This window comes from Clostridium hydrogenum, assembly GCF_021432385.1.
GTDB classification, from domain to species: domain Bacteria; phylum Bacillota; class Clostridia; order Clostridiales; family Clostridiaceae; genus Clostridium_S; species Clostridium_S hydrogenum.
This window is the reverse complement of record NZ_JAEACT010000002.1, coordinates 2,129,552-2,152,845: the sequence shown is the minus strand read 5'-3', so window position 1 is coordinate 2,152,845 and position 23,294 is coordinate 2,129,552. Positions and strand designations below refer to the sequence as shown.

Below are 23,294 nucleotides of genomic sequence, written 5' to 3'. Positions count from 1 at the left end.
GAGATAGTTTTGTGTAATGCAAGGAAGTGTAGCACGTTAATACTGGTTGTCTTAGCGTGTTATAGTGATGAAGTATTACGCAAAAATATCCGAAAGTTGTACCTATTATTTTCTTTAATATGCCTTAAATTTGTATAGTATAAAAAAATTAAGGAAAACTATATTATAACAATTATAATGTGGAGGTTATTTTATGTTTAATGTTAGAACAGATTTAGCAATAGAGGCAAAAGAAATATATTCAAAGCAAAGTAAAAATGATACCATAGAAGGGGTAATTGTAAGTAATAAGGAAGATGAAGAAATTAAAATTACAAGAGTGGATATTAAAGATGAAAAAGGAGAAAGGGCATTAAATAAGCCTCGAGGAACGTATATAACTTTAGATATACCTAAACTTACAAATTATGATCCTGAAGATGTTGAAAGAGTAAGTAGAATATTATCTAAAGAAGTAGGAGAGGTTATTAAGAATATAAAATTAGATGAAAGTATGACAACCTTAGTCGTTGGACTTGGAAATTGGAATATTACACCTGATGCGCTTGGACCTAAGGTTATTTCAAAGCTTATGATAACAAGGCATTTAAAACAGTATATTCCAGATAGCATTGATGAGGGGATAAGACCTGTATGTGGGGTTGCACCAGGTGTTTTGGGAATAACAGGAATAGAAACAGGAGAAATAATAAAAGGTATAGTTGAAAAAATAAAGCCTAATTTAATTATATGTATCGATGCTCTTGCATCTAGAAAAATGGAAAGAGTTAATGCTACAATACAAATAGGCAATACAGGTATATCACCAGGGTCAGGGGTTGGAAATAAAAGAATGGAAATAAGTGAAAGAACTTTGGGAGTACCTGTAATAGCACTTGGAGTACCTACAGTTGTGGATGCAGCAACAATGGCAAGTGATACCATAGATTTGGTTATTGATGAAATGATAAAAGAGTCGACTAGTGGAAGCAAATTTTATAATATGCTAAAAACAATAGATAAAGGTGAAAAAGAAAAAATGATACATGAGTTATTAGATCCGTATATAGGAAATTTAATGGTCACTCCAAAGGAAGTAGATATGATCATAGATACATTATCAAATATAATAGCAACAGCATTAAATATTGCACTTCAACCAGAACTTGAATTAAAAGAAATCAGCAAATATATTAGTTGAAATCACAGTAATAAATTTGCATCTCCTAAGTATATTTTAATAATGGAGGTGCTATTATGAATAAAAAATTAATATGCAAGAATAAAGTTATTGTAAAAATAAGTGTGCTTGCGCTATTGATAAATTTGTTTATATTTATGAACTCATTTAAAAATGTTAGCTTAAATGCAAGTAAGAATTACGATAAAACTAATATGTCATATATTCAGTTAATGAATTATTCAATCCCTTCATTAAAAGTAGTAAATTATAAAGAAGAAAATACAGATGAAAATAATTATTCCCTAAAAAATTTGTTGCTTCAGGTTATTGGCATTGATATATATCATCCTAAAAATGTAATATCAAAAGAATTGGCATGTTTTAGGTGGGATGAATTAGAAGAAAATCTTGCATATAATAACGATACCTCCAATAGCGTAGATAATTTTGATTTAAAAGATATAGATATATCAAAGATACCCTCTGATAGCTCAAATTCTAGCAAATCTAAGAATACAGTAGTAAATGTTTATAATCCTAGTTTAAAGAAAAAGCTTGATGAGTCAAAACCAGAAGTTTTAATATATCATAGCCATACTTTTGAAAGCTACAAGCCCTGCAAGGATGATTCTTCAGATCCAACGCAAAATGTATGTGCAGTCGGAGATGAGCTTGTTAAGGAGCTAGAACAAAATTATGGAATCGCCACAATTAACGATAAAACTGTTAACTGTGCTGATTATAATAAAAGTTATACAAGGTCAGGTGAACTTTTGGATAAATACTTGAAAAAGTACGGAGATTTTAAAATGATAATTGATATGCATAGAGATTCTACTCCCTGTGCAAATGATACTACTGTAGAGCTAAATGGAGAAAATGTATCAAAATTTATGTTTGTAATGCCTAGAAAAAATCCGCATTATAATAAAAATATGATTATAGTAAATGGACTAATTTCAATAACAGATAAATTATTCCCTAAATTGTGTAGTGGAATATACGGTTGCGATTATGGTATTAATTTTTATAATCAAGGTAAGAGTAATAATGCATTTTTACTCGAAGTTGGTTCAAACGTAAATACTTTAAACGAAGCAGAAGGCAGTGCAAAGTATATTGCAAGAGTAATAGCTGAATATTTAAATGGTAAAAAATGAATAATAAATTACAAAATAGTGCATCCTTATAATTAGGAGGTGCTTTTGTTTTATGGGGAAAAAGCTTAAAATTGCATTTTTAATTATAGTTGCAATTATCACTATATTGTGCTCATGTATAAACAATATACAGCTTAATAGAAATATATATTGCAATGACATGCACATAAAAAGAAGCGAACAAGAAGAAATGAATAGGTTGAATAATTATAATCTTGATGATATGGAAAAACATCTTGATTATTTAGAACATAAAGAGAATGAAACAGATAAAGAAGAAAGTTCTAGTAATGCTATAGATGTTCTTGAAAAAGTGTATGTGCCTAAATTTAGAATATTATTTAGTGATAATCCTATAGATTTAAGATTTGAAACAGCAAATTATAAAATCTATATTAATAATAAAATATTAGATACTATAGATGGCAAATGTAATAACATATATGATACATGTGCTTTATGCATAAACGATATGAACAGATGCATTGATGAAGTTGGAAAAGACATTTCTGCTTTTAAGGGAAAAATATACCAATACCTTGGAGTGAACTAATATAAAATTATTGAGAACCTTTATTCAGAGTACAGAGTACAGATGACAGAGTACAGTTAAGGATGATTTACCTTTCCTTACGTCAGCTAAATCTTAAACTTAAATGTTGTCAGCTTCGCTGAACAACATTGATAATATAGCGATTGCGTAAGCAATCAAAAAATAAATTATAAGATTTTCTGTAGCTTTGCTACAGAAAATCATCCTTCACTGTACTCTGTACTCTGTCAGTTGTACTCTGAAAAAAGGTTCGCAATATTTAATTAGTATGTAGTAATAAATTTGCATTTCCTAAGTATATTTTAATAATGGGGGTGCTAGCATGTATAAAAAAATGATAAACGAAGATAAAACTATTATAAAAATAAGTGTATTTGCGTTATTGATAAACTTATTTATATTTGTATGCTTTTTTAAGAATGTAAGCGCATATGCAAGTGAGAATTATGGTAAAACCAATATGTCGTATATTCAATTAATGAATTATTCAATTCCTTCATTAGAAGTGGTAAATTATAAAGAAGAAAATACAGATGAAAATAATTATTCGTTAAAAACTTTATTACTTGAGACTGTGGGTATAGATATATATCATCCTGAAAATGTAATATCAAAGGAATTAGCATGCTTGGGTGGAATAGATTTAAAGGACAAGCTTGTAGATAATGATACAGAAAATGATGTGGATAGTTTTAATTTAAATGATAAAGATGTATCTAAAAATTCTTCTGATAATCAAAATTCCGGCAAAGTGGCAAATGTATATGATCCTAGTTTAAAGCAAACATTAGATGAGTCAAAACCAGAGGTACTAATATATCATAGTCATACTTTTGAAAGCTATAAACCATGCAAAAATGATTCTACAGATCCCAAGAAAAGCGTATGTGAAGTTGGCGATGAAATTGCAAAGGAACTTGAAGAAAACTATGGTATTTCTGCGATTAACGACAATACAATTAACTGTACTGATTATAACAATAGTTATGCAAGATCAGGGGAGCTTTTAGATAGGTATTTAAAGAAATATGGAGATTTTAAGATGATAATTGATTTGCATAGGGATGCTAGTCCTAATGATTCTGCTTATTGTAAGGCTGCTGTAACTACAAAAATTAATGGAGAAGATGTTGCAAAGTTTATGTTTGTAATGACTAGGAAAAATCCGCATTTTGATAAAAATATGAGTATAGTAAATGGACTGGTTTCAATATCCAATAAATTATTTCCATCCTTATGTAGAGGTGTAGATTATTATGATTATGGTATTAACTATTATAACCAACAAAAAAGCAACAATGCATTACTGCTTGAGGTTGGTTCAAATATAAATACTTTGGATGAAGCAAAGGGAACTTCAAAGTATATTGCAAGGATAATAGCTCAATATTTAAATAGCAAAAAAGCTAATGCGAAGTAAGAGGATTTTAGCAGCATTAATGAATTTTGTTTACCAAGAACTCATTTATATGCTATAATTTATTTTGATTATTGACATGATAAAGTATATAGAGATAAATAGCTTGAAACATGGAGATTATAAATAACAAATGTATCCTTATAAATTAGAATTTGAATCAGAGTACAAAGTACAGAGTAGAGTGAAGAGTGATGTGACTTTCCCGCTGCCTAGGTAAAGCTTAAATTTAAATGTTGTAAGATTCTTTATACACCATATATGGTGTGACTGTGTAGTAATAGAAAAATAAGTTTTAAGATTTTTTGCAGCGTTAGCGGAGAAAAATCAACCATCACTCTACTCTCTACTCTTTACTCTCTACTCTAAGTTAAGTTTTAGTTTTTTAGCTTACTTATTTTACATAAATGGAGGGATTAAAAATGCAAAGTGAAAGACAAAAACATATAAGAAACTTTTGCATAGTTGCACATATAGATCATGGTAAATCAACATTAGCAGATAGACTTTTAGAGATTACAGGGACACTTACACAAAGAGAGATGGAACAGCAGGTCCTTGATAATATGGAACTTGAAAAAGAAAGAGGAATCACAATAAAATCGCAAGCAGCAAGACTGATTTATAAAAGGCCTTCAGATGGTGAAGAATATGTATTGAATTTAATTGACACCCCAGGGCATGTAGACTTTAATTATGAAGTTTCAAGAAGTTTAGCAGCTTGTGAAGGAGCTATACTTGTTGTAGATGCTACTCAAGGAATACAAGCACAAACCCTAGCTAACTGCTATTTAGCTGTGGATCATGGTCTCGAAGTGGTACCAGTAATAAATAAAATAGATCTTCCTAGTGCAAGGTCTGAAGAAGTAAAGGCTGAGATTGAAGACGTTATAGGAATAGAATCAGGAGATGCACCACTTATATCTGCAAAAACAGGACTTAATGTGGCAGATGTCTTGGAAGCTGTTGTAGAAAAGGTACCAGCGCCAAAAGGTGATGAAGATAAACCACTTAAGGCACTTATATTTGATTCATATTACGATAGTTATAAAGGAGTAGTTTGCTATGTAAGGGTTATAGACGGATGTATAAAACCTGGAACTATGGCAAAGCTTATGGCAACAAACAAAGAATACGATGTAACAGAAGTTGGAGTATTTATACCAAATTTCTTAGCTGTGAGTGAACTTAAAGCAGGAGACGTTGGATATATAACAGCATCAATAAAAAATGTTAGAGATGCAAGAGTTGGAGATACTATAACAGATGCTAAAAATCCGGCAAAAGAAGCCTTAGAAGGATACAGACCTGCTGTGCCTATGGTTTACAGTGGTATATACCCAATTGACGGTGCTAAATATGGAGAACTTAAAGATGCACTTGAAAAGCTTCAAGTAAATGATGCTGCGCTTAACTTTGAACCTGAAACTTCATTGGCACTTGGATTTGGTTTTAGATGTGGATTTTTAGGATTACTTCATATGGAAATAATTCAAGAAAGAATAGAAAGAGAATTCAATCTTGATATAATCACAACAGCTCCTTCGGTTGTATATAAGGTTACAAAGACTGATGGAACTTTGATTGAAATAACAAATCCTACAAATTTGCCGGAAAGCACAGAAATAGATTATATGGAAGAGCCAATTGTAAAGGCACAAGTTATAACTCCATCGGATTATGTTGGTGCAGTTATGGAATTGTGTCAAAATAAAAGAGGTACTTTTATAGATATGCAATATATAGAAACTACGAGAGTAATGCTAAACTATATTATGCCTCTAAATGAAATAATATATAACTTCTTTGATGATTTAAAATCGAGAACAAAAGGATATGCTTCCTTTGATTATGAATTAAATGGATACCAAAGAACAGAACTTGTTAAATTAGATATACTTTTAAATAGCGATATAGTTGATGCGCTTTCTATGATTGTTCCAAAGGAAAGAGCTTATGATAGAGGAAGAGCTATAGCAGAAAAGCTAAAGGAAATAATACCTAGACAGTTATTTGAAATACCTATTCAAGCAACTGTAGGAAGCAAGATTATAGCTAGAGAGACTGTAAAAGCAATGAGAAAAGACGTTCTTGCTAAATGTTATGGCGGAGATATTTCAAGAAAGAAGAAACTTCTTGAAAAGCAAAAAGAAGGTAAAAAGAGAATGAGACAGGTTGGAAGTGTTCAAATTCCACAAGAAGCATTTATGTCAATTTTGAAGGTGGATTAATTATGAAGAAATTAGGACTATACATACATTTGCCTTTTTGCATGAGAAAATGTTTGTATTGTGACTTTCCTTCTTATTCTTCAATTGAAAAATACATGTTAGATTACACAAAAGCATTAAGCGTTGAAATTGAGAACAAAGTAAAAGATAAAAAAGTTAGTACAATATTTATAGGTGGAGGTACCCCGAGTTATCTATCATTGGAGGCTTGGGGTATTTTAAAAAGCGCCTTAAAAAATATAAGTAAATATGAAGATTGTGAATTTACAGTTGAGTGCAATCCTGGTTCATTTGATGAAGAAAAGCTTGCTATAATGAAAGACATTGGTGTCAATAGGCTAAGTATAGGTCTTCAAGCATATCAGGATAAACTTTTAGAAAAACTTGGTAGAATTCATGATCTTCAACAATTTTTGGATGGTTTTCATCTAGCAAGGAGAATGGGATTTAATAATATAAATATAGATTTAATGTTTGCAATTCCAAATCAAACTTTTCAAGATTGGAAAGAAACTTTAAATGAAGTAGTTAAATTAAATCCAGAACATATTTCTTCATATAGTTTAATTATTGAAGAGGGAACTCCTTTTTATAATATGTATCAAGAGGGAAAGTTAAATTTGCCTGGTGAAGAAATAGAAATTCAAATGTATGAATTTACTATAAATTTTTTGAAAACTAATATGTATAATCAATATGAAATTTCTAACTTTGCAAAAGAAGGAAGAGAATGCAAACACAATATGATTTATTGGAGTATGGATGATTATATAGGATGTGGAGCATCTGCCCATTCATACTTTAATGGTAGTAGGAATAAAAACGAGAGCAGCGTGGAAAAATATATAGAAAAAGTTTTTGATAATATTGATCCATCGGTAGAAAGCTTTAAAAATTCTATTGAAGACAATATTGAAGAATTTATGTTTTTGGGACTTAGAAAAACAAATGGAATTAGCGAAGAGGATTTTAAGTTTAAATTTAGTAAAAGTATATATGATGTATATGGTGATTTGATTGACAAATACCAAAAGAAAGGCTTATTAAAGAAAGAAGAAGGCAGAATTTTTTTATCACAAAGAGGTATCGAAATATCAAATACAATAATGAGTGATTTTATATTAACATGAGATTTTAAATAAAACTGAGAAAAAATAAGCAAAACAGATTATGAAAGCGATAAATCAATTAAATGATTGAATTTCACATTTTAATTTAAATTCAAAAATATTGACAAATATAAATCAAGGTGTTATTTTATAAACATAGTCGTTAGCACTCAAACGAGGTGAGTGCTAATAAAGAGGTGATAAGATGGAAATGGAGGAAAGAAAGCTTAAAATTCTTCAGGCTATTATAAATGATTATATAAACACAGGAGAGCCTGTTGGATCTAGAACTATAGCAAAGAAATATGATTTAGGCATAAGTTCTGCAACAATAAGAAATGAAATGGCTGACTTGGAAGACATGGGCTATATAGAGCAACTTCATACGTCTTCAGGTAGAAGACCTTCTGATAAGGGTTATAGATTGTATGTTGATAAGCTTATGGAAATACCCAGAATATCACCTGAAGAAGAAATTTTGATTAAGACTAAAATAATTAATGAGGCAATTTTTGAAGTTGATAAAATCCTCAAACAAGCGATGTCATTGGTTTCAGAGATGACTAAGCTTACTTGTATAGTTAAGGCATCATCCTCAAATAAAAGTCATATAAAAGCTATACAACTTATTAAAGTAGATGTAAATAGCATTCTATGTGTAATCTTAACAGATACTGGAGCTATTAAAAATAGCATTATAAGAGTAACTAAGAATGTTAGTGCAGATGATTTAATGAAATTAACTGCGCTCATTAATGAAAGAGTTAAGGGATTAACTATAGAGCAAATAAATTTAGAAGTAATAAACAACTTAAAAACTGATCTTAGTGGTCATGAAGATATTTTTAGTTCTATAATTACAAATTTATATGCAATTTTAAAAGAATCTGATTCTTCTGAAGTGTATATGGAGGGTACAACTAATATCTTTAATTATCCTGAATTTCAGGATGTTGAGAAAGTACGAGAGTTTCTTTCACTAGTAGAAAACAATGATATTATTAGGGGATTATTTAATGGTTCAAGTGGAATTAATATTAGTATTGGAAATGAAAATCAAATTATAGAAGCTAAAGAATGTAGTGTAATTTCGTCAGTATATGGTATACAAGGTAGACCTTTTGGAGCAATAGGAGTCATAGGACCTACTAGAATTCCTTATTCAAATGTTATAAAAGTAATAACAGAAGTAGTTGAGCAAATTAATAATAATTTAAATAGATTGTATGACAATGATGAATAAAGATTAAGAGGTGAGCTTATGAAGGAAAATAAGAATGACAACATTGAAGAAAATGATAATATTGAAGAAAGTGAAGTAGAAGAAAACGAGGCATCTGAAAGTTCAGAAAATGAAACAAAAGAAGAATCTTCTAAAGAAAAGGAAATTGAAGATATGAAATTATTTGGTGCTAAACTTAAAAATGAAAATGAAAAATTAAAAAATGAATTAGATGCCATGAAGGAAAAAGTCCTTAGAATCACTGCTGAATATGAAAATTACAGAAAAAGAACTGTTAAAGAAAAAGAAGGAATATATACAGATGCTTGCAGTGATGTTATAAACGAGATGCTTCCAACTCTTGATAATTTGGAAAGAGCTGTTGCGACAGAAGGTAGCGTTGAGGATCTAAAAAAGGGAATAGATATGACTATAAGGCAGTTTAAAGGAGCTCTTACTAAGCTTGGAGTTGAAGAAATACCAGGCGAAGGACAGTTTGATCCTAATGTCCACAATGCAGTTATGCATATAGAGGATGAGAATTATGGAGAAAATGAAATAGTTGAAGTTCTTCAAAAAGGATATAAAAGACAAGATAAAGTATTAAGACACAGTATGGTAAAAGTCGCAAATTAAAATATATAAAGGGAAACTAATGTGAAACTTAATTTATGCATGTTCATAAATGACAATTTTGAAGATATTATGGTGCATGAATAAATTAATAGTTGAACTGGTTTCACCATAGGTAAACAATTAGGAGGTTTTATATATGTCAAAAGTAATAGGAATAGATTTAGGAACAACAAACTCATGTGTAGCAGTTATGGAAGGTGGAGAACCAGTAGTTATAGCTAATTCAGAAGGTGCAAGAACTACTCCTTCAGTAGTATCTTTCCAAAAAAATGGAGAAAGACTTGTAGGTCAAGTTGCAAAAAGACAGGCAATTACAAATCCAGATAAAACAATTATATCAATAAAGAGAGAAATGGGAACAGCTCATAAAGTATCAATAGATGGTAAGGATTATACACCACAAGAAATATCAGCAATGATACTTCAAAAGTTAAAGGCAGATGCAGAAGCTTATCTAGGAGAAAAAGTTACTCAAGCAGTAATAACAGTTCCTGCATATTTTAATGATAGCCAAAGACAAGCAACTAAGGATGCTGGAAAAATAGCTGGTCTTGAAGTTTTAAGAATAATAAACGAACCAACAGCAGCTTCACTTGCTTATGGTTTAGATAAAATGGATACAAACCAAAAAATATTCGTTTATGACCTTGGCGGTGGTACTTTCGATGTATCTATACTTGAACTTGGAGATGGAGTATTTGAAGTTAAATCAACAAACGGAAATACTCGTTTAGGTGGAGACGATTTTGACCAAAAAATAATGGATTACATTGCAGAAGAATTTAAAAAGGACAATGGAATTGATTTAAGAAATGATAAGATGGCTCTTCAAAGATTAAAAGAAGCAGCTGAAAAAGCAAAAATTGAATTATCATCTTCTATGCAAACAAATATCAACCTTCCATTCATTACTGCAGACGCAACAGGTCCTAAGCACATAGATATGAACTTAACTAGAGCTAAATTCAATGAATTAACTCATGACTTAGTTCAAGCAACAATTGAGCCAATGAAAAAAGCTCTTCAAGATGCAGGATTATCAATAAATGATGTAGATAAAGTAGTACTTGTTGGTGGATCAACAAGAATACCAGCAGTACAGGATGCAGTTAAAGAATTTACTGGAAAAGACCCATCAAAGGGAGTTAACCCAGATGAATGTGTTGCAGTAGGAGCTTCAATTCAAGCTGGAGTATTAACAGGAGATGTTAAAGACGTATTACTTCTTGATGTTACACCTTTAACTCTTGGAATCGAAACTTTAGGTGGAGTTGCTACTCCTTTAATAGAAAGAAATACAACAATACCTACAAGAAAAAGCCAAGTATTCTCAACAGCTGCAGATAATCAACCAGCAGTTGAAATCAATATAGTACAGGGTGAAAGAAAAATGGCTGCTGATAATAAGAGCCTTGGAAGATTCACGCTTGACGGTATAGCACCAGCTCCAAGAGGAGTACCACAAATAGAAGTAACATTTGATATAGATGCAAATGGTATAGTAAATGTTTCTGCTAAAGATAAGGGAACAGGAAAAGAATCACATGTTACAATAACAGCATCAACAAACTTAAGCGATGATGAAATAGATAAGGCTGTTAAAGATGCAGAAAAATTTGCAGAAGAAGATAAAAAGAAACAAGAAGCAATAGAAGTTAAAAACAATGCTGATCAAATGGTATTCCAAACAGAAAAAACATTAAAAGATCTTGGAGATAAAGTACCAGCTGAAGATAAAACAAATATAGAAGCAAAATTAGAAGAAGTTAAGAAAGTTAAAGAAGGAACAGATCTTGAAGCAACAAAGAAGGCTGTTGAAGATTTAACACAAGCTTTATATGCAGTAACAACTAAAATGTATCAGCAAAACCCAGGAGCAGCTGGAGATCCAAATGCAGCAGGTGCAGGTCCAAATCCAGGAGCTGGTAATGCAGGTGGAAATGATGATAATGTAGTTGATGCTGATTTTAAAGTTGACAATGACAAATAGATAAAACAGTTTAACTGCCAAAATCAATGGTACATCTAAAAAAAAGGTTTGAATTTAATTAAATTGTAAGTATAATATAAAGAGATGCAAACTTATAAGTAAGGGAACGGGTTTTGACCCTTCCCTTAATTTTTAGGTTTGAAATGGTTTATCTATAGATGAAATAGGTGGTGAAAGGGATGGCAAATAAAGACTACTATGAAGTACTAGGAATTCAAAAAGGTGCGTCTGAAGATGAAATAAAAAAAGCCTTTAGAAAACTCGCTATTAAATATCACCCTGATAAAAATAGAGGGAATAAAGAGGCAGAAGAAAAATTTAAAGAAATAAATGAAGCATATCAAGTTTTATCTGATCCTGAGAAGAGGTCAAATTATGATAGATTTGGTACTGCAGACTTCAATGGTGCCGGAGGCGGATTTGGAGACTTTTCAGGGGGCTTCGGTGACTTTGGAGATTTAGGAGATATATTTAGTTCATTCTTTGGAGGTGGATTTGGAGGAGGCAGTTCAAGAAGAAATCCAAATGCGCCAGAAAGAGGAAATGACATTGAATATACTATAACATTAACTTTTGAAGAAGCTGTTTTTGGAGCTAAAAAAGAAGTTAATATAACTAGAAATGAAACTTGTGAAACATGCCATGGAAGTGGTGCAAAGAAAGGCACATCAGCAAAAACCTGCGATAAATGTCATGGTACAGGTAGAATAAGAGTTCAAAGAAATACTGCACTTGGAAGCTTTGTTACAGAAGCAGCTTGTGACAAATGCGGCGGAAAAGGTAAGATAATTTCTGAACCATGTACAGAGTGCCATGGATCAGGTATTGAAAGAAAAAGAAGAAAAATATCTGTAAATATACCAGCAGGTGTTGACACAGGAAATGTAATACCACTTAGAGGTCAAGGCGAACATGGTAAAAATAACGGTCCTGCAGGAGACTTGTATATAAATATAAAAGTTATTCCTAGTAAGGAATTTAAGAGACAAGGATTTGATATATATTTAGATACTCATATAAGCTTCCCTAAAGCTGCACTTGGAACAGAAATAGCCGTTCCTACAATTGATGGTGATGTTAAATACACAGTTCCAGCTGGAACACAGTCGGGTACAGTATTTAGATTAAAAGGTAAGGGCGTTCCTAAAGTTAATAGCAGTGGAAGAGGGGATCAATATGTAAAAGTTATTGTTGATATTCCTAAGAGCTTAAATGAAAAACAAAAGGAAGCTTTAAAATTATACATGGAGGCCAGCGGTGAAAGTCCGAAAGAAAAAAAGTCTGGTTTTAAAAAGTTCTTCTAAAGAAATAATATAAATTAAGTGGAGGACTGAGGAAATATGAAAATAGAATTAGATGATAATGAAATAAACACAGTAAAAAACCTTATAAACACTAGAATTCAAGAACTTCGCTATGGAATGGATGAAGATGCTGAAGATAACGAAGATGAAATTAGAGGAGTAATAAGGGAATATAAAAAACTTTTAGAAAAAATAGACGAACAAACTAAATAAATGCTATAATTTATAATGCACAATGAAGAAAATTCATCTTCATTGTGCATTAATCAATATATTGGAGGAAAAATATGGAAAAAGATTGGATCGAGGTAAACATTGTAACAAGTAGTGAAGCTGTTGAAGCAGTTACAGGAATATTATATAACACTCCTGTAAAAGGCGTTTCTATTGAGGATTCGGAAGATGTTGAATTCAAGAAGAAACATCCAGGGGATTGGGATTACTTTGATGAAACTCTTTTGAAGGTAAAAAAAGGAGCTGTAGTTAAGGCTTACTATAAAGAAGATGAGCATTTTAATGAGCATTTTGAATACATAAAAAACAGTGTTAACAATTTAGGCGAATTTGGAATTGATAAGGGAGAAGGACTTGTAGTATCAAGTAAAGTTAATGAACAGGATTGGGAAAACAATTGGAAGAAATATTATAAGCCCACTAAAGTTGGAGCTAGGGTAGTAGTTAAACCAATATGGGAAGAATATATACCAAAGAATCATGAACTAGTAGTTGAACTTGATCCAGGCATGGCCTTTGGAACTGGAACTCATGAAACTACAAGAATGTGTATTCAAGCCTTAGAAAGATATGTAGATGAAAATTCTACGGTTTTTGATATAGGAACAGGTTCTGGAATACTTGCTATAGCAGCTGCCAAATTGAAGGCTAAAAGTGCTATAGGAGTAGATTTAGACCCTGTAGCAGTTGATTCTGCAAAACAAAATGTAGCTAAAAATGACTTGAAAAATATAGATATAAGACACGGAAATCTTATGGAAGTTGTTGAAGGAAAGGCTAATGTAATTGTTGCAAATATAATAGCAGAAGTAATAAAAATTTTAATTCCTGATATTAATAAATCCTTAATTCACGGTGGATATTTTATATCTTCAGGAATAATAAAAGATAGAGCGCAAGACGTAATAAATGAATTAAAGAAAAATAAATTTGAAATACTTGAGGTTAATAATCAAGGTGAATGGATTTGTATAGTTGCAAAATCATAAGGAGAGTGTTTTAAGCTATGCATAAATTTTTTGTGCCTAAAGAAAATATTATAGATAACATTGCAAATATATGTGGTGAAGATGTAAAACATATATATAAAGTATTAAGACTTAAAGAAGGCGAAGAAATAAGTATAAACAACTGCGAAGGTGAAGAATACCTTGCTAAAATAGTTGAAATAACTAAGGTGACTGTTAAGGCAGAAATACTTAAAAAACTTGAAATTAATAATGAAAGTCCACTTAAAGTATATCTTTTTCAAGGTATGCCTAAAGCAGCTAAGATGGACTTAATTGTTCAAAAGTCAGCAGAGCTTGGAGTTAGTGAAATAACACCAGTAATTATGGAAAGAGTAGTAGTAAAAAATGAAATAGGTGAATTTAAAAAACTGGATAGACTTAATAGAATTGCATTTGAAGCCGCTAAGCAGAGTAAAAGAAGTTTAATTCCTAAAGTAAATGGCGTTGTGGAATTTAAAGATATGAAAGAAAAGTTAAAAGAAATTGACTTGATACTTGTTCCATATGAAAACGAAGAAGGAATAGGATTAAAAAATGTAATAAATAAAATAGATACAAAAGATATAAGAACCGTAGCAATTATTATAGGACCTGAAGGTGGCTTTGAGGAAGAAGAAATAGAGGAATTAAAAGAAATAGGAGCTCATGTTATTACATTAGGACCAAGAATACTTAGGACGGAAACTGCTGGATTTGTATGTACAGCTTTAATAATGTATGAGTTATCTGATATGGGAGGAAAGATATAATGAAGGTTGCTTTTATTACCCTTGGCTGTAGGGTTAACTCGTATGAAAGTGAAGCTATGGCAGAAAAATTTATAAAAGCAGGATATGAAGATGTGAAGCCAGAAGAAAAGGCTGATGTATATGTCATAAATACGTGTACTGTTACAAATATGGGTGACAGAAAATCAAGGCAAATGATAAGTAAGGCTAAAAAGCTTAATCCTAATGCAGTAATTGCGGTAGTTGGATGCTATTCACAAGTTGAACCAGACAAAGTAGCAAGTATAGATGGTGTTGACATTGTTCTTGGAACTAAAAATAAAGGTGATATAGTAGAATATTTAAATACCTATATGACTAAAAAGGAACAAATAGTCAATGTAAAAGATGTTTTTAGAGATAAAAAATTTGAAGATTTAAAAATAGAAGAATATCAAGATAGAACAAGGGCTTTTCTTAAAATACAGGATGGCTGTAATAGATTTTGTTCATATTGCTTAATACCATATGCTAGAGGTGGTATATGCAGTAAAGAGCCAGAACAGGTCATGGAGGAAATCCATAAGCTTGCAGGTCATGGCTTTAAAGAAATAATACTATCTGGTATTCATATTGCATCTTACGGTGCAGATTTAAAAAATGGTTGGGATCTTGTTAGAGTTGTTGAAGAAATCGAAAAAATTGATGGTATAGAGAGAGTTAGAATTGGTTCTATTGATCCTACTTTTTTTAGTGATGATGTAATTGAAAAAATTAAAAAGATGAAGAAACTATGTCCTCATTTTCATCTATCACTCCAAAGTGGATGCAGCGAAACTTTAAAGAGGATGAATAGACATTATACTGCTGAGGACTATATGAATATAGTAAATAAACTTAGACAAAATATAAAGGATGTTTCTATAACAACAGATGTTATTGTAGGATTTCCAGGTGAAACAGAAGAAGAGTTTAATGAAACCTTTGAGTTTCTTAAGAAGATAAAACTTTCAAAAACGCATATATTTAAATATTCCAAAAGAGAAGGTACTAAGGCAGCTGATATGAAAGAACAAGTACCTGGTACTATTAAAGATTTTAGAAGTAATAAACTTATTGAACTTAATAATAAAAATGAAAAAGCCTTTATAAGTAAGTTTATTGGGTGTAAAATGGATGTGTTATTTGAAACTAATTTTGAGAACAATGATGACTTATATGAAGGATATACAGCAAATTACGTTAAGGTAGTAGCTAATAGCAATGAGAATATTTCAGGTAATATTTTAACTGTAAAGATAGAAGAAGCCAAAGAAGATTATTTGTATGGGCATATTATGCAGTAACGAAGGAAAAAAATTTTTTATGTTGAATATAATAATCAAGGAGGTGATGACATGAGTGATTGCGTTTTTTGTAAGATAGTTCAGGGGGAAATACCATCAAATAAAGTATATGAAGACGATAAAATTTTAAGTTTTAAGGATTTAAACCCTGAAGCTCCAGTACATGTGTTAATTATCCCTAAAAAGCATATTGCAAGTTTAACTGAGGTTAATGAGGAAGATGCTGAAATAATAGCACATATTTTCAAGACAATTCCTAAAATAGTAAAAGAATTGGGAATAGATAAAGATGGTTATAGAGTAGTTTCTAATTGTGGAGAGTTTGGAGGACAAAGTGTTCCACATGTTCATTTTCATTTGCTTGGAGGAAGAAGTCTCAATTGGCCACCAGGTTAATAAATCTAAATGAAATTGTTGACAGTAAAGCTTTGAGTGTTGTATAATAATTAGTGTGTTGTTTAGCCCAATTAGCTGCGTTTTGTAATATAGTTAAGCTAGCGGAGGGAGGGATATAGATGTCAGAAATTAAAGTTGGAGAAAATGAATCTTTAGAAAGTGCATTAAGAAGATTTAAGAAAAAGTGCGCTAGAGCGGGGGTTCTTTCAGAAGTAAGAAAGAGAGAACATTATGAAAAACCTAGCGTAAAGAAAAAGAAGAAATCTGAAGCTGCAAGAAAAAGAAAGTTTAAATAGGTTTGAAAGAAGGTACGTGAATGTCCCTTAAGGAAAAACTTCAGCAAGATTGGAAAGATGCCTTAAAAAGTGGCGATAAGTTTAAGGCTAACATAATTAGTATGGCTAGAGCTGCTGTTTTACAGGTTGAAAAAACTGATGGTGAAAAAGTAGATGATCCTAAGGTTGTTGAAATTTTATCAAGAGAGATTAAACAGAGGCGAGAGGCTTTAGTTGAGTTTGAAAAAGGTAATAGACAAGATTTGATTGATAAAGCAAATAGTGAAATTGAAATTCTTATGAATTACCTTCCTCAGCAATTGACTGAAGATGAAATTAAAAGTGTAATTAACGATGCAGCTGCAAGTATTGGTGCAAATAACATGAAGGACATGGGGAAACTCATGGGAGCAGTAGTTCCAAAGACTAAGGGCCGTGCAGATGGTACTTTAGTAAGTAAACTTGTAAAAGAATTTTTGAATAATAAGTAAAAAATTTCTATATAAGATCCGGATAATTCCGGGTCTTTTTATTATTTTTTGTTTTAAATATTTTAAGCATAGCGTAATTTATTGGATTTAATAGTCATAAATTAAATATGAAAGTGTTATGCGATTTGAGGGTGAAAGGGTGAAAAAATTTACAATAAATAAAATAAAACAAAAAATTGCAAAGAAGCTTGATTTTCCAAGAGACGTTGTTTTAGATATTCCCAAAGTAGATATATCTGTTGTAGGTAATGAAGAAATAACAATTGAAAATCATAAGGAAATATTGTTGTTTAATGAAAATATAATTAGTGTAAGCACAGAAATAGGAATAATAAATATAGAAGGATATAAACTTGAAATTCTTTATATTGGCAGTCATACGATAATTATATCTGGTAAGTTTAAAACCATTACTTATGGAGATGATAAAAATGAAAATTAAATTTGAGAAAATTAAAAATGCATTTATAACAATTGAGATAAGAACAAAAAAGCCAGAAGAATTTTTAAATTTGATTTATAATAGAGGAATAAAGTTAAACAAGGTCCAAAGATTAGATATAAATTTATTGCAAATAGGGGTTGAGCTTAAAGACTATAAGAAAGTAAAAGAAATATCTGAGAAAACAAGAGCAAAAATAAAGATAACAGGAAGAAAGGGAATTGGTTTTATTTTAATTAAACTTAGAAATAGGATTTCAATACTTATTGGAGGAATAATTTTTATATTTTTAACATACTATCTTTCTACATTTATATGGGGGATAGATATAAAAACTCAAAAAAACATACCTCCATATAATATAAGAGCAGAACTTAATACACTTGGAATAAAACCAGGTATAAGTAAAAAAAGCATTAACGTGTATGATTTGGAGAAAAAGCTTATAGAAAAAAATAATGATATAATGTGGGTGAGAGTCAGAATTTATGGATCACATCTTAAAATTAATGTTGCAGAAAGGCAAGAACCACCTCAAATTGTAAAGAACGATAATGCAGGTGATGTTGTAGCAAAACAGGATGGCTATATACTTAGAATATATACTAGATCGGGTACGGCAGTAGTTAAAGCTGGAGATGTCGTTAAAAAGGGACAAGTACTTATTAAAGGGCAACAAGGTAATGAAGGAAATGTGTACAATGTTCATGCCGATGGAGACGTAATTGCTGAAACTTTTAATGAAAGAATTGTTGATGTTTCTTTGACTAAGCATGTAAGAAAGAGAACAGGGAAAAAAATAGAAAATTACTATCTAGATATAGGAAATAAAAAGTTTTATTTAAAAAAAAGTGAAAATAAATTTAAGAAATATGATAAAATAGTAAGTGGAAATTTTTTTATTAAAAAAGAAGTATATTATGAAGTTTTAGATACAATAGAAAAATTAAATAAGCAAAAGCTTATAGATAATACTACCAGTGATATGTATAAAAAGTTATGTAGTGAGTTTGATAAAAGTGTAAAGATTAAAAATAAAGTGGTGGATACAAATATAAAAGGGGATATATGTACAATAAGAATTTTGGTAACTACGGAAGAAAATATTTCACAAAAACAATAATTGTAGATTTGAAGTTTGAAGCGATGTATATCTAAACGCAGCTAAATACTTATTGTAAACAAAAGGGTGAATGTATATGGAAAGTTTAAAATTAATTAAAAAAAATCAGGTTAAAAGGATTTTTATTTTAGTATGTTCTTTTTTTATTATATATAGCATACTTCTTACATCGCTTGTTACAAAAAAGTATAATTTAAATGAAGGTGATATTGCAAAAACGGATATAAAAGCACCAAGAGATGTTGAAGATAGAATTGCTACAGAAGAAAAAGTTAAGCAGGCCATAAATTCCGTTGGAGTTCAATATAATAAAAATACTCAAGTACAGGATAATGCACTTAATGATATTAATACTAATTTTGACAATATTAATAAAGTTAAAGACATGAAAATTGATGATAATGGAAAAACTCAACAGTTAAAAACTTTGCTTAGTATCAGTTTAAGTAATGATGATATAAAAAATATATTAGCTTTAAGTGATGACGATTTGAAGGGATTACAACAGACCATAGAAAAAATTATTAAGGAGATTTTTAATGGCGAAATAAAGGATGGAAATTCTAGTGATATAAAAAAAGCACAAGAGTATGCGAATAATCAGTTTGAAAATTCAAAGTACAGTAAGCAAACAGATAATCTCGGAGTTGATATTGTAAATTTGTATATAAAGCCAAATACGTTTATTGATAATGAAAAAACAAAAGAAGTAAAGGATGAAGTTGCAAAAAAGGTTTCTCCAGTAATGATTAAAAAGGATCAAATTATTGTACAGGATGGAGAACCGGTAACCTCAAATGAAATTTCTATATTAGAAGACTTAGGTTTGTTAAATAGTAAAAGTAGTTATAATTGGTATGTATATATAAGTTTAGCAGTATTAGTTGCATTAGTGCTATTTGTTCAAATATTTTATTTGTTCAAATATAATAAAAAGATATATGATAATGTTGGAAAATTGATTATGATATGTTTACTTAATGCAATTTCTTTGGGTCTAGCAAGAACTATAAGTATGATTTCACCTTTTATGATACCAATAGCTTGCATACCAATGCTTTTAACCTTACTCTCAGATTACAAGGTGGCTTTAACTGAAAGCTTATTAAATTGTATTTTTATTTCTGCAGTATGTGAATTTAATTGTGAAATTACCCTTCTTGCTATAGTTAGTTGCGTTTTAGTTTCTATAGTATTTAGAAATATGCAGCAAAGAAGTGATACAATTTACGCAGCAACTTTTATATCTTGTGTTAGTGGAGTTATGGTATTTTCAGTTGGATTTTTACTTAGTAGCAATGTAATTGATAATGTACAAAAAGCATTATTTACATTTGTTGGTGGTGTACTATCTTCTGTGCTTACAATAGGCTTTTTACCTATATTTGAAAATGTTTTTGGGGTAGTTACTTCAGTTAAGCTGCTTGAACTTTCAGATCCAAATCATCCGCTTATGAAAAGGCTTTTGATGGAGGCACCTGGTACATACCATCATAGTATAATTGTAGCTAATCTTGCAGAGGCAGCTGTTGAAAAAGTAGGTGGTAACCCACTTTTAACTAGAGTTTCTGCATATTATCATGATATTGGTAAAATAAAAAGACCATACTTTTTTAAAGAAAATCAAATTGGAATAGAAAATCCACATTCTAAAATAACACCTAATTTGAGTGCACTTGTTATAATTTCACATGTGAAGGATGGAATTGAGCTTGCAAAGGAATATAAAATACCAGAAGTTATACAAAATGCTATTCAGCAGCATCATGGAAATACGCTTGTTAAATATTTTTATCTAACCTTAAAAAATACAAGTGAAAATCCAGAAGAAATTAAAGAGGAGAATTTCAGGTATTCAGGGCCGGCACCTAGAAGCAAAGAAATAGCAATACTTATGCTTGCAGATAGTATAGAAGCAGCGGTAAGATCTATACAAGAACCTACAAAGAGTAAAATTGAAGAAATGATAAATAATATAATAAATGAAAGATTAAAGGATGGACAACTTAGTAATTGTGAATTAACTCTTAGAGATATAGAAAAAATAAGAAATGCATTTTTAAGTTCTTTGCTTGGTATATATCACCAAAGAATAGAATATCCTGTAGATAAAACATTACAGAAGAAGCAGAAGGAGTAAAATATGATTTTTATAGATAATAGGCAGACGATTATAGAAGTTAATGAAGAGATTGAAACAAAACTTAAAGAAGTTATTGATTATGCACTTAAAGAAGAAGAAGTAAATATTGAATATGAAGTATCAGTGATATTAGTAGATAACGACGAAATACGTGAAATTAATAGGGAAAACAGGAATATAGATAGTGCAACCGATGTGCTTTCTTTTCCAATGCTTGAGTATCCAGAGGGCAAGGTATTCAAGGATACTTACAATAATTTTCAATTTGATGATACATATTTAGACGATGATAAACTTGTTATTGGGGATATAGCATTATCCCTTGAAAGGGCTAAAGAACAAAGCATAGAATTCGGTCATTCTTTTTTAAGAGAAGCTCTTTATTTAACAGTTCATTCTGTATTACACCTCATGGGTTATGATCACATGGAGGAAGAGGATAAGAAAAAAATGAGGAAAAGAGAAGAAGAAATATTAAATAATTTTGGTTTAAATAGGTAAAGCTAAGTAGATTTTCCCACAGATATACAATTTGAAATGGCAAAATTACAAATTTCAAATGTACCCTGTTAAATTACAATTTGTCAGGATAAACGTGGTATTTGTAATTTCGATTTTTTAGGTAGTATCTCTATAATACTTTCAGGTTGGGATGATAAATATGAAGATGAAAAAATTAGTTGATAGTTTTAATTATGCCATTGAGGGTATAATATATGCTGTAAGGACACAACTTAATATTAGAATAGATTTTGTTTTTGCACTGCTAATTTTAACAATATGCTTTTTTACGAGTTTAACTAGAGTAGAACTTTTAATAATAACAATCACTATAACAATGGTAATAAGTGCAGAACTTATAAATACAGCTATAGAAAGTGCAATTGATTTAACGACAAATTATTATCATCCGCTTGCCAAGATTGCTAAAAATACGGCGGCTGGTGGGGTGCTTGTTACAGCTATAAATGCTGTTATAGTTGGATTTATTATATTTTGGGATAAACTTCAACCAGCAGTTAATCATGTTATATCAAAGGTTAAAAATTCAAATCCATATATGATATTTTTAACTTTAATAATTGTATGTATTTTAACATTAATTATAAAAGCTATTTTTGGTGAAGGCACACCTCTTAGAGGAGGAATGCCAAGCGGACATAGTGCTATAGCTTTTTCTGTGGCAACCATGATAACATTAGTATCTCCGGAGCCAATAGTGATAATTTTGAGCTATTTTTTAGCTGTAATTGTAGCGCAAAGTAGAGTTGATTCAGAGGTACATTCTGTTTTTGAAGTTGTAGTTGGAGCCATTTTCGGTATTTTAATTACAATGTTGTTATTTAAAATATTTCATTTATGATATAATAAATGAAATGAAAGATATGTTCCCAGAACTGTTTACCAAATTTTAAAAATATAGAGGAGGATTTATGTTTAAATCTGGATTTGTAACAATAATAGGAAGACCAAATGTTGGAAAGTCAACACTGCTTAACTATATAATGGGGGAAAAATTGTCTATCGTATCAAGCAAACCTCAAACTACTAGAAATAATATACAAACTATATTGACAGGAGAAAATTATCAACTTGTATTTGTAGATACACCAGGTATTCACAAGCCAAGGCATAAACTTGGTGAATATATGGTTAAATTGGCTGTTGACACTGTGAAGGATGTGGATTTAGTCGTATTTGTAACTACGCCGGAGGTTACAGTTCATAAAGGAGATATAGAAATTTTAAATCAGCTTCGAGAGATGAATATACCTGTATTTTTAGTTGTAAATAAAATGGATGAAACTACAGAAGAGAGATTAGCAAAAACCCTTAAAAATTACTCTGAGTTTTTTGAATTTAAAGAAATAATACCTATAGCAGCCATTAAAGGCAAAAATGTAGATGAGCTAATAAAGCTTATGGTAGAATACATGAAAGAGGGACCTAAATATTACCCTGATGATATGATAATAGATAAGCAGGAGAGGTTTATTGTTTCGGAAATTATAAGAGAAAAGGGACTTAGACTTTTATCTGACGAAGTGCCTCATGGAATTGCTATAGAAGTTACTAAAATGAAGGAAAATGAAAATGGAAAATATAATATTGAAGCAACACTGCTTTGCGAAAAAGATTCACATAAAGGAATAATAATAGGTAAAAATGGTACTATGCTAAAAAAAATAAATTCTTATTCAAAAGAAAATATTGAAAAGTTTTTAGGTAAAAAAGTTAATTTGAAATTATGGGTTAAGGTAAAAAAGGACTGGAGAGATAGTTCTTTTATTTTAAAAGAGTTAGGATATAAATAATTTTAAAAAAAAAGGTTAAAATATTAGG

Annotated in this window: 23 protein-coding genes; all 23 read left to right on the top strand. The window is 30.4% G+C overall.

The features are described 5' to 3' along the window. Positions 1-193: 193 nt before the first annotated feature. The 23 genes from gpr (at position 194) to era (ending at position 23,266) form a co-directional block, all read left to right on the top strand. Positions 194-1,180 (top strand): GPR endopeptidase, encoded by a 987-nt coding sequence (gpr, locus tag CUEA01_RS09740; protein WP_234121444.1) that lies wholly within the window; start codon positions 194-196, stop codon positions 1,178-1,180. A gap of 56 nt (positions 1,181-1,236) precedes the next feature. Next, entirely contained in the window at positions 1,237-2,322 is a 1,086-nt protein-coding gene (locus CUEA01_RS09735) for a stage II sporulation protein P (RefSeq protein WP_234121443.1), read from the top strand. Between the two features lie 52 nt (positions 2,323-2,374). After that, positions 2,375-2,875: a hypothetical protein gene (locus CUEA01_RS09730; protein WP_234121442.1), complete on the top strand. Its 501-nt coding sequence runs from the start codon at positions 2,375-2,377 to the stop codon at positions 2,873-2,875. A 322-nt stretch (positions 2,876-3,197) separates the two neighbouring features. Next, the gene (locus CUEA01_RS09725) at positions 3,198-4,295 is read left to right on the top strand and encodes a stage II sporulation protein P (RefSeq protein ID WP_234121441.1); all 1,098 of its coding nucleotides are present in this window, start codon (positions 3,198-3,200) and stop codon (positions 4,293-4,295) included. 419 nt (positions 4,296-4,714) lie between these two features. Then, a complete protein-coding gene (gene lepA / locus CUEA01_RS09720; RefSeq protein ID WP_234121440.1) occupies positions 4,715-6,523 on the top strand; it encodes a translation elongation factor 4 in 1,809 nt (602 codons plus the stop codon). A gap of 2 nt (positions 6,524-6,525) precedes the next feature. After that, complete coding sequence (gene hemW / locus CUEA01_RS09715) at positions 6,526-7,653, top strand: radical SAM family heme chaperone HemW (protein WP_234121439.1); 1,128 nt, start codon at positions 6,526-6,528, stop codon at positions 7,651-7,653. A 184-nt stretch (positions 7,654-7,837) separates the two neighbouring features. After that, the gene (gene hrcA / locus CUEA01_RS09710) at positions 7,838-8,875 is read left to right on the top strand and encodes a heat-inducible transcriptional repressor HrcA (RefSeq protein WP_234121438.1); all 1,038 of its coding nucleotides are present in this window, start codon (positions 7,838-7,840) and stop codon (positions 8,873-8,875) included. A gap of 18 nt (positions 8,876-8,893) precedes the next feature. Continuing rightward, positions 8,894-9,490 (top strand): nucleotide exchange factor GrpE, encoded by a 597-nt coding sequence (grpE, locus tag CUEA01_RS09705; protein ID WP_234121437.1) that lies wholly within the window; start codon positions 8,894-8,896, stop codon positions 9,488-9,490. A gap of 136 nt (positions 9,491-9,626) precedes the next feature. After that, the gene (dnaK, locus tag CUEA01_RS09700) at positions 9,627-11,480 is read left to right on the top strand and encodes a molecular chaperone DnaK (protein ID WP_234121436.1); all 1,854 of its coding nucleotides are present in this window, start codon (positions 9,627-9,629) and stop codon (positions 11,478-11,480) included. 179 nt (positions 11,481-11,659) lie between these two features. Beyond that, complete coding sequence (dnaJ, locus tag CUEA01_RS09695) at positions 11,660-12,784, top strand: molecular chaperone DnaJ (protein ID WP_234121435.1); 1,125 nt, start codon at positions 11,660-11,662, stop codon at positions 12,782-12,784. A 36-nt stretch (positions 12,785-12,820) separates the two neighbouring features. Further along, positions 12,821-12,997, top strand: a complete 177-nt coding sequence (locus tag CUEA01_RS09690; protein WP_234121434.1) for a hypothetical protein — start codon at positions 12,821-12,823, stop codon at positions 12,995-12,997. 74 nt (positions 12,998-13,071) lie between these two features. Further along, positions 13,072-14,007 (top strand): 50S ribosomal protein L11 methyltransferase, encoded by a 936-nt coding sequence (gene prmA, locus CUEA01_RS09685; protein ID WP_234121433.1) that lies wholly within the window; start codon positions 13,072-13,074, stop codon positions 14,005-14,007. A 17-nt stretch (positions 14,008-14,024) separates the two neighbouring features. Beyond that, positions 14,025-14,777: a 16S rRNA (uracil(1498)-N(3))-methyltransferase gene (locus CUEA01_RS09680; RefSeq protein ID WP_234121432.1), complete on the top strand. Its 753-nt coding sequence runs from the start codon at positions 14,025-14,027 to the stop codon at positions 14,775-14,777. Then, positions 14,777-16,081, top strand: a complete 1,305-nt coding sequence (gene mtaB / locus CUEA01_RS09675) for a tRNA (N(6)-L-threonylcarbamoyladenosine(37)-C(2))-methylthiotransferase MtaB (protein WP_234121431.1) — start codon at positions 14,777-14,779, stop codon at positions 16,079-16,081. Before CUEA01_RS09680 ends, mtaB begins: the two co-directional genes overlap by 1 nt. Positions 16,082-16,132: 51 nt before the next feature. Beyond that, positions 16,133-16,477 (top strand): histidine triad nucleotide-binding protein, encoded by a 345-nt coding sequence (locus CUEA01_RS09670; RefSeq protein WP_234121430.1) that lies wholly within the window; start codon positions 16,133-16,135, stop codon positions 16,475-16,477. 119 nt (positions 16,478-16,596) lie between these two features. Then, complete coding sequence (gene rpsU, locus CUEA01_RS09665) at positions 16,597-16,773, top strand: 30S ribosomal protein S21 (protein WP_234121429.1); 177 nt, start codon at positions 16,597-16,599, stop codon at positions 16,771-16,773. 20 nt (positions 16,774-16,793) lie between these two features. Beyond that, complete coding sequence (locus tag CUEA01_RS09660) at positions 16,794-17,243, top strand: GatB/YqeY domain-containing protein (RefSeq protein ID WP_234121428.1); 450 nt, start codon at positions 16,794-16,796, stop codon at positions 17,241-17,243. A gap of 139 nt (positions 17,244-17,382) precedes the next feature. Next, entirely contained in the window at positions 17,383-17,685 is a 303-nt protein-coding gene (gene yqfC, locus CUEA01_RS09655) for a sporulation protein YqfC (RefSeq protein WP_234121427.1), read from the top strand. After that, the gene (gene yqfD / locus CUEA01_RS09650; RefSeq protein ID WP_234121426.1) at positions 17,675-18,808 is read left to right on the top strand and encodes a sporulation protein YqfD; all 1,134 of its coding nucleotides are present in this window, start codon (positions 17,675-17,677) and stop codon (positions 18,806-18,808) included. The genes yqfC and yqfD overlap by 11 nt, the downstream gene beginning before the upstream one ends. Positions 18,809-18,884: 76 nt before the next feature. Further along, positions 18,885-20,948, top strand: coding sequence for an HD family phosphohydrolase (locus CUEA01_RS09645; RefSeq protein ID WP_407929237.1), 2,064 nt, complete (start codon positions 18,885-18,887; stop codon positions 20,946-20,948). A gap of 3 nt (positions 20,949-20,951) precedes the next feature. Continuing rightward, positions 20,952-21,452, top strand: a complete 501-nt coding sequence (gene ybeY / locus CUEA01_RS09640; protein ID WP_234121424.1) for an rRNA maturation RNase YbeY — start codon at positions 20,952-20,954, stop codon at positions 21,450-21,452. Between the two features lie 160 nt (positions 21,453-21,612). Further along, the gene (locus CUEA01_RS09635) at positions 21,613-22,314 is read left to right on the top strand and encodes a diacylglycerol kinase (RefSeq protein ID WP_234121423.1); all 702 of its coding nucleotides are present in this window, start codon (positions 21,613-21,615) and stop codon (positions 22,312-22,314) included. Positions 22,315-22,384: 70 nt separating this feature from the next. Next, positions 22,385-23,266 (top strand): GTPase Era, encoded by an 882-nt coding sequence (gene era, locus CUEA01_RS09630; RefSeq protein WP_234121422.1) that lies wholly within the window; start codon positions 22,385-22,387, stop codon positions 23,264-23,266. The last annotated feature ends 28 nt before the right edge of the window (positions 23,267-23,294 follow it).

Bases quoted from the DNA above. Each gene is read 5' to 3' on its own strand.
- lepA (WP_234121440.1), top strand. From the start codon at position 4,715: ATGCAAAGTGAAAGACAAAAACATATAAGAAACTTTTGCATAGTTGCA.
- dnaJ (WP_234121435.1), top strand. From the start codon at position 11,660: ATGGCAAATAAAGACTACTATGAAGTACTAGGAATTCAAAAAGGTGCG.
- CUEA01_RS09645 (WP_407929237.1), top strand. From the start codon at position 18,885: ATGGAAAGTTTAAAATTAATTAAAAAAAATCAGGTTAAAAGGATTTTT.
- CUEA01_RS09660 (WP_234121428.1), top strand. From the start codon at position 16,794: ATGTCCCTTAAGGAAAAACTTCAGCAAGATTGGAAAGATGCCTTAAAA.
- rpsU (WP_234121429.1), top strand. From the start codon at position 16,597: ATGTCAGAAATTAAAGTTGGAGAAAATGAATCTTTAGAAAGTGCATTA.
- mtaB (WP_234121431.1), top strand. From the start codon at position 14,777: ATGAAGGTTGCTTTTATTACCCTTGGCTGTAGGGTTAACTCGTATGAA.
- CUEA01_RS09680 (WP_234121432.1), top strand. From the start codon at position 14,025: ATGCATAAATTTTTTGTGCCTAAAGAAAATATTATAGATAACATTGCA.
- hrcA (WP_234121438.1), top strand. From the start codon at position 7,838: ATGGAAATGGAGGAAAGAAAGCTTAAAATTCTTCAGGCTATTATAAAT.
- CUEA01_RS09735 (WP_234121443.1), top strand. From the start codon at position 1,237: ATGAATAAAAAATTAATATGCAAGAATAAAGTTATTGTAAAAATAAGT.
- CUEA01_RS09635 (WP_234121423.1), top strand. From the start codon at position 21,613: ATGAAGATGAAAAAATTAGTTGATAGTTTTAATTATGCCATTGAGGGT.
- CUEA01_RS09730 (WP_234121442.1), top strand. From the start codon at position 2,375: ATGGGGAAAAAGCTTAAAATTGCATTTTTAATTATAGTTGCAATTATC.
- grpE (WP_234121437.1), top strand. From the start codon at position 8,894: ATGAAGGAAAATAAGAATGACAACATTGAAGAAAATGATAATATTGAA.
- prmA (WP_234121433.1), top strand. From the start codon at position 13,072: ATGGAAAAAGATTGGATCGAGGTAAACATTGTAACAAGTAGTGAAGCT.
- CUEA01_RS09670 (WP_234121430.1), top strand. From the start codon at position 16,133: ATGAGTGATTGCGTTTTTTGTAAGATAGTTCAGGGGGAAATACCATCA.
- CUEA01_RS09690 (WP_234121434.1), top strand. From the start codon at position 12,821: ATGAAAATAGAATTAGATGATAATGAAATAAACACAGTAAAAAACCTT.
- era (WP_234121422.1), top strand. From the start codon at position 22,385: ATGTTTAAATCTGGATTTGTAACAATAATAGGAAGACCAAATGTTGGA.
- ybeY (WP_234121424.1), top strand. From the start codon at position 20,952: ATGATTTTTATAGATAATAGGCAGACGATTATAGAAGTTAATGAAGAG.
- hemW (WP_234121439.1), top strand. From the start codon at position 6,526: ATGAAGAAATTAGGACTATACATACATTTGCCTTTTTGCATGAGAAAA.
- CUEA01_RS09725 (WP_234121441.1), top strand. From the start codon at position 3,198: ATGTATAAAAAAATGATAAACGAAGATAAAACTATTATAAAAATAAGT.
- gpr (WP_234121444.1), top strand. From the start codon at position 194: ATGTTTAATGTTAGAACAGATTTAGCAATAGAGGCAAAAGAAATATAT.
- yqfD (WP_234121426.1), top strand. From the start codon at position 17,675: ATGAAAATTAAATTTGAGAAAATTAAAAATGCATTTATAACAATTGAG.
- dnaK (WP_234121436.1), top strand. From the start codon at position 9,627: ATGTCAAAAGTAATAGGAATAGATTTAGGAACAACAAACTCATGTGTA.